8 protein-coding genes and 1 pseudogene are annotated in these 5526 nt (G+C 43.2%); 8 read left to right on the plus strand and 1 reads right to left on the minus strand.

Going from position 1 to position 5526, the window contains the following annotated elements:
• Positions 1–382, minus strand: a pseudogene (locus tag AB4496_RS02875) (hypothetical protein); the annotation flags it as partial.
• A 131-nt stretch (positions 383–513) separates the two neighbouring features.
• Between AB4496_RS02875 and fkpA the strand changes: the two are divergent.
• The 8 genes from fkpA to AB4496_RS02915 all read left to right on the plus strand — a co-directional run.
• Positions 514–1290 (plus strand): FKBP-type peptidyl-prolyl cis-trans isomerase, encoded by a 777-nt coding sequence (gene fkpA, locus AB4496_RS02880; protein WP_009848932.1) that lies wholly within the window; start codon positions 514–516, stop codon positions 1288–1290.
• Positions 1291–1495: 205 nt separating this feature from the next.
• A complete protein-coding gene (locus AB4496_RS02885) occupies positions 1496–2221 on the plus strand; it encodes a transcriptional regulator (RefSeq protein WP_012604921.1) in 726 nt (241 codons plus the stop codon).
• Positions 2215–2604 carry a sulfurtransferase complex subunit TusD gene (tusD, locus tag AB4496_RS02890; RefSeq protein ID WP_009848934.1) on the plus strand — a complete coding sequence of 130 codons (390 nt, stop codon included), beginning with the start codon at positions 2215–2217 and terminating at the stop codon, positions 2602–2604. Before AB4496_RS02885 ends, tusD begins: the two co-directional genes overlap by 7 nt.
• Positions 2601–2957 (plus strand): sulfurtransferase complex subunit TusC, encoded by a 357-nt coding sequence (tusC, locus tag AB4496_RS02895; protein WP_009848935.1) that lies wholly within the window; start codon positions 2601–2603, stop codon positions 2955–2957. Before tusD ends, tusC begins: the two co-directional genes overlap by 4 nt.
• 8 nt (positions 2958–2965) lie before the next feature.
• Complete coding sequence (gene tusB, locus AB4496_RS02900) at positions 2966–3241, plus strand: sulfurtransferase complex subunit TusB (protein WP_009848936.1); 276 nt, start codon at positions 2966–2968, stop codon at positions 3239–3241.
• Between the two features lie 181 nt (positions 3242–3422).
• The gene (gene rpsL / locus AB4496_RS02905) at positions 3423–3797 is read left to right on the plus strand and encodes a 30S ribosomal protein S12 (protein WP_012604917.1); all 375 of its coding nucleotides are present in this window, start codon (positions 3423–3425) and stop codon (positions 3795–3797) included.
• Positions 3798–3900: 103 nt separating this feature from the next.
• Positions 3901–4371 carry a 30S ribosomal protein S7 gene (gene rpsG, locus AB4496_RS02910; protein WP_012604916.1) on the plus strand — a complete coding sequence of 157 codons (471 nt, stop codon included), beginning with the start codon at positions 3901–3903 and terminating at the stop codon, positions 4369–4371.
• Between the two features lie 166 nt (positions 4372–4537).
• On the plus strand, positions 4538–5526 hold a 989-nt coding region (locus AB4496_RS02915; RefSeq protein WP_372130573.1), incomplete at its 3' end, for a GTP-binding protein.

Here is a 5526-nt window from a genome sequence, read left to right on the forward strand (position 1 = left end):
TATCAACATCGCGAATTAAGCCATCGGAAATCGACCATAGCCCTTCAGCTTGTGTCCAAGATAAGTCCCAAACGGCGAAATTCATCTGACTGGCGGTAATGGCAAAGCGACCATTGTCAGAGATGCGAATACGCGATACTTGATTTTCGGATTGATCTTGTGGACCAAGCTGAGCCAGTTCTTTGTTCTGGGCAAGATCCCAAAGGAGCAGCTGTTTTTGCTGCGAGTAGAGCAGCGCGAAGCGTCCATCTCTACTTAGGGCAAAGCTGGTGGCGCCGTTGGGTTCAATTTCCCAGCGTTGGTCATCATCTTGGAAGAAAAAGCAGCCATTTAACAAGGTGATGACAATCGTACATAGCAATGAGTGGAAAAATATTCGCATCACATCCAATAATCCGGTTTGTGTCGAAAGACATATGACTAGTATATTGTTATAACTAACGTATTCACACCAATCTAATCATTAGATTTGTGCACAATAACCAATGGCTTGGCCATTAATTGGAGAATTCAATGAAATCAGTTTTAAAAGTATCACTGCTTGCCGCAACGGTTATGCTAGCAGTTGGTTGTCAGAAAGAAGAACCAAAGGCAGAAGCTCCACAGGTAGAAGAAGTTAAAGTTGCAGCAGTAAACTTTAAAACAGAAGATGACAAAGCGGCATACGCGATCGGTGTATCTTTCGCTAACTACTTAAGCACAAGCATTGATAAGCCAAGCGAGCTAGGTATTAACCTAGACAAAGCGATGGTTCTTCAAGGTATCGAAGACGTATTCGCAGAGAAGACGGCACTTAACGAAGAAGAGACGCGTGCAGCTCTTGAAGCTCTAGACAAGCGTGTTGCTGAAACGATGCAAGCACAAGCGGCAGAAAAGTCTGCAGAAGTGAAGAAAGCGGGTGATGACTTCCGCGCTGAGTTCGCTAAAACTGAAGGCGTTAAGCAAACTGAATCTGGTCTACTTTACCAAGTAATGACGGCTGGTGAAGGCGCTTCTCCAAAAGACACTGATACGGTTCAAGTACACTACAAAGGTACGCTAACAGACGGTACTCAGTTCGACAGCTCTTACGATCGTGGCGAACCAGCAACATTCCCACTAAACCGCGTAATCCCAGGCTGGACTGAAGGCGTACAACTGATGCAAGTGGGTTCTAAGTACAAGTTCGTTATCCCGCCAGAGCTAGCATACGGTGAGCAAGACACACCGACTATCCCAGCTAACTCAACGCTAGTATTCGAAGTAGAACTACTAAACATCGATAACGCTGAAGCAGCTCCTGCACAATAATATCGGTTAAAAGCCTCGTGCTAAAATACGTTGATTGAATAAAAAGCCTAACTTTAAGTTAGGCTTTTTTTATGACTTGAATATGAGTATTTGATTTTTAAACTTGTTCTAAATCACTAGTTGCAATGTTAGCTAGGTGTGCAATTAAAATTTTCTGATAAACTTACATAAATTTGTTGATTTTTCACACGAAGGTAAGGAATAAGTGACTACTACAGAAACAGTCAATGCGGACATGTTACTCGAAATGGAATCAGTCCATGTCATGCCATTCAGTGAACACGATAAAATTATCTTAAGATCTTATGAGGCCGTAGTTGATGGTATTGCGAGTCTGATCGGTCCGTTTTGTGAAATCGTTTTACACTCTTTAGAAGACCTCAATACATCTGCGATTAAAATTGCCAATGGTGAAAATACAGGTCGTCAGGTTGGTTCGCCAATCACCGATCTTGCATTGAAAATGTTGAAAGATATTGAAGGTTCTAAGCGTAACTTCTCTCGTTCATATTTTACTCGCGCTAAAGGCGGGGTACTAATGAAGTCGATCACGGTTGCTATCCGCAATGGTGAAGACCGAGTGATTGGCTTATTGTGTATTAACGTGAACTTAGATGCGCCATTCTCACAAGTTCTGCAATCTTTCATGCCTACGCAAGACGCGGACGAAGCTGCGTCATCTGTTAACTTTGCTAGTGATGTTGAAGAACTTGTCGACCAAACGGTTGAACGCACGATTGAAGAGATCAATGCAGACAAATCTGTATCGAACAACACCAAAAATCGCCAAATCGTGATGGAGCTATACGACAAAGGTATTTTCGACATCAAAGACGCGATTAACCGCGTTGCTGAGCGATTGAATATCTCTAAGCACACAGTGTACTTGTACATCCGTCAACGTAAAACAGAGGATGAAGAGGGTTGTTAAGCTATACACTCTTAGTTAATGGACCCGTTTACGGCTCACAATCCGCAAGAAGTGCTTATCAGTTTGCTGTGGCTCTATTGAAACAGGGCCACAAACTTCACAGTGTGTTCTTCTATCAAGACGGCGTCAGTAATGGCTCTGGCATTACTGTGCCGGCTAATGATGAATTTGACTTAGCTGCCGCTTGGCAAAAACTGGCGGACGAGCACAATGTTAGCCTAGAGACATGTGTTGCTGCTGCGCTAAGGCGTGGAGTTATCAGCACTGAAGAAGCGGCGCAACATCAATTAATTGCCTCTAACTTGGCGACAGGGTTTACCCAAGCTGGCTTAGGGAGTTTATCTGAAGCACTTCTGACGCAAGATAGGGTTGTCCAGTTTTGAGCTCATTAGCATTTATATTTAACAGCTTTCCTCATACAACGGCTGCAGGTAGGGAAGGGCTAGACGCATTGTTAGCGGCTTCAGCTTACAGTGAAGACATCAGCGTATTCTTTGTCGCTGATGGCGTTACACAGCTTCTCAAAGCGCAACAGCCTGATGAATCCTTATCACGTGACTATATTTCTGCATTCAAGCTTATGGACCTCTACGACATCGAGCAGGTTTACGTGTGTCAACATAGCCTCAATCAGTTTGGTCTCTCGACTGATAACTTACTGATCGATGTGACTGCGCTAGAAATGAATGAGTTGACGCAGAAGTTAGCTCAGAGCCAAAAAATACTGACTTTCTAGGGAACGTTATGCTTCATATTGTAAAATCAGTAGACAAACTCAAGCTTGCATTGATGTACTCGCAACAAAAGGACCATATCCTTTTGGTTGAAGATGCGGTGTATGTTTGCCTTCCAAATCATGAGTTATTCAATCAAATCTCCACCGTTAAACATGTGTCGGTATTAAAAACAGATCTTTATAGTCGAGGTTTACAACAACTTGCTTCAAGCACCCTGGATCAAGTGGACTTCGATGGATTCGTAAAACTGACTGTTTTGAACGACAAATCAGTCACTTGGTAGCTGCATTTTATCAGTGTGGTTAAAAAAAGACCATCCTGAGCTCTAGACGGCTAAAAAAGATCTGTATATTTCTTGACACACATCCCACTGCTGAATAGAATTTTGCGTCCCTATTTACACTATGTGTAATAGGGCTAGATTTTTCATCAAGCTTACTTTCAAGTAAATCAGGAGCTAGTTAATGGCAACTATTAACCAGTTGGTACGTACTCCTCGTGTAAAGCAGGTTGTTAAAAGCAACGTGCCTGCACTAGAAGCGTGCCCACAAAAACGTGGTGTATGTACTCGCGTATATACTACTACTCCAAAAAAACCGAACTCAGCACTACGTAAAGTATGTCGTGTTCGTCTAACTAACGGCTTTGAAGTTACTTCATACATCGGCGGCGAAGGTCATAACCTTCAAGAACACAGTGTTGTTCTTATCCGTGGTGGTCGTGTTAAAGATTTACCAGGTGTGCGTTACCACACTGTTCGCGGTGCACTTGACTGTGCAGGCGTTAACGACCGTAAGAAAGGTCGTTCTAAGTATGGTGTGAAACGTCCTAAGTCTTAATGCGTCTTTTTTTAAAAGAAAGCGTTAAGTAAGGCCAAACACTATTTATTTATTATTCTGAAAAGTTTTGGAAAAAACCTGAAGAAGACAACGGAGAAATTCCATGCCACGTCGTCGCGTAATAGGCCAGCGTAAGATCCTTCCAGATCCTAAGTTCAAATCTGAGCTGCTGGCAAAATTCGTTAACATCCTTATGGTTGACGGAAAAAAATCTACTGCAGAGAAGATTGTTTACACTGCACTAGAAGTTATGGCTGAGAAATCTGGTAAAGATCACTTAGCTGTATTTGAAGAAGCTCTTGAAAATGTTCGTCCAGCGGTAGAAGTTAAATCTCGCCGTGTGGGTGGTTCAACTTACCAAGTACCTGTAGAAGTTCGTCCGGTTCGCCGTAACGCTCTTGCTATGCGTTGGGTAGTTGAAGCTGCGCGTAAGCGTGGTGAAAAATCTATGGCTCAACGCCTAGCTGCTGAAATGCTAGACGCGTCTGAGAACAAAGGTACTTCGGTTAAGAAACGTGAAGACGTTCACCGTATGGCTGACGCAAACAAAGCGTTCGCACATTACCGCTGGTAATACCTTTTTAGTGCTGCAAGTTTCCTTGCAGCACTTCTTTAGTTCCTATGCTTATGCTAGGAACTATTGCTATTTCTAGGGCAAGCACTTTTTAGCGAAGTATCGCTTCTAGCGCATAATCTAGACATAGCAATAGTCCCTAAGTCTCTAATAAGAGGATTCAACCGTGGCTCGTAAAACTCCTATTGAGCAATACCGTAATATCGGTATCGTTGCTCACGTAGATGCAGGTAAAACAACCACAAGTGAACGTATTCTGTTCTATACCGGTCTTTCTCACAAAATCGGCGAAGTTCACGATGGTGCAGCAACCATGGATTGGATGGAGCAAGAGCAAGAGCGCGGTATTACGATCACTTCAGCAGCAACTACTACGTTTTGGCGTGGTATGGAAGCTCAGTACTCTGACCACCGTATTAATATCATCGACACTCCGGGGCACGTTGACTTCACAATCGAAGTAGAACGTTCTCTGCGTGTACTTGATGGTGCAGTTGTTGTGTTCTGTGGCTCATCTGGTGTTGAACCTCAGTCAGAGACTGTATGGCGTCAAGCTGATAAATACCAAGTTCCACGTATGGTTTTCGTTAATAAAATGGACCGTACAGGCGCAGACTTCTTGCGTGTAGTTGAACAGATCAAGGATCGCCTAGGCGCAACTCCTGTTCCAATTCAACTGAACATTGGTGCTGAAGAAAACTTCCAAGGCGTTGTCGATCTTATCAAGATGAAGGCGATTAACTGGAACGAAGCTGACCAAGGCATGACTTTCACGTACGAAGATATTCCTGCAGACATGCAAGAAATGGCTGAAGAATATCGTACAGAACTTGTTGAAGCTGCTGCAGAAGCAAATGAAGAGCTGATGGATAAGTACCTTGAAGAAGGTGAACTAACAGAAGCTGAAATCAAACAAGGTCTTCGTACTCGTACCCTTAATAATGAAATCGTACTTGCTACATGTGGTAGTGCATTCAAAAATAAAGGTGTACAAGCTGTTCTAGATGCAGTTGTTGACTTCCTTCCTTCTCCTGTCGATGTACCTGCAATTAAAGGTATCGATGAAGACGAGAACGAAGCAGAGCGTCATGCAGACGACAAAGAACCGTTCTCAGCGCTAGCATTTAAAATTGCAACAGACCCATTTGTTGGTAC

This window comes from Vibrio sp. 10N.222.46.A1, assembly GCF_041473595.1.
GTDB classification, from domain to species: domain Bacteria; phylum Pseudomonadota; class Gammaproteobacteria; order Enterobacterales; family Vibrionaceae; genus Vibrio; species Vibrio tasmaniensis_A.

Coding starts and splice junctions, on each gene's coding strand:
- fkpA (WP_009848932.1), top strand. CDS start 514: ATGAAATCAGTTTTAAAAGTATCACTGCTTGCCGCAACGGTTATGCTA.
- tusB (WP_009848936.1), top strand. CDS start 2,966: ATGCTTCATATTGTAAAATCAGTAGACAAACTCAAGCTTGCATTGATG.
- rpsL (WP_012604917.1), top strand. CDS start 3,423: ATGGCAACTATTAACCAGTTGGTACGTACTCCTCGTGTAAAGCAGGTT.
- rpsG (WP_012604916.1), top strand. CDS start 3,901: ATGCCACGTCGTCGCGTAATAGGCCAGCGTAAGATCCTTCCAGATCCT.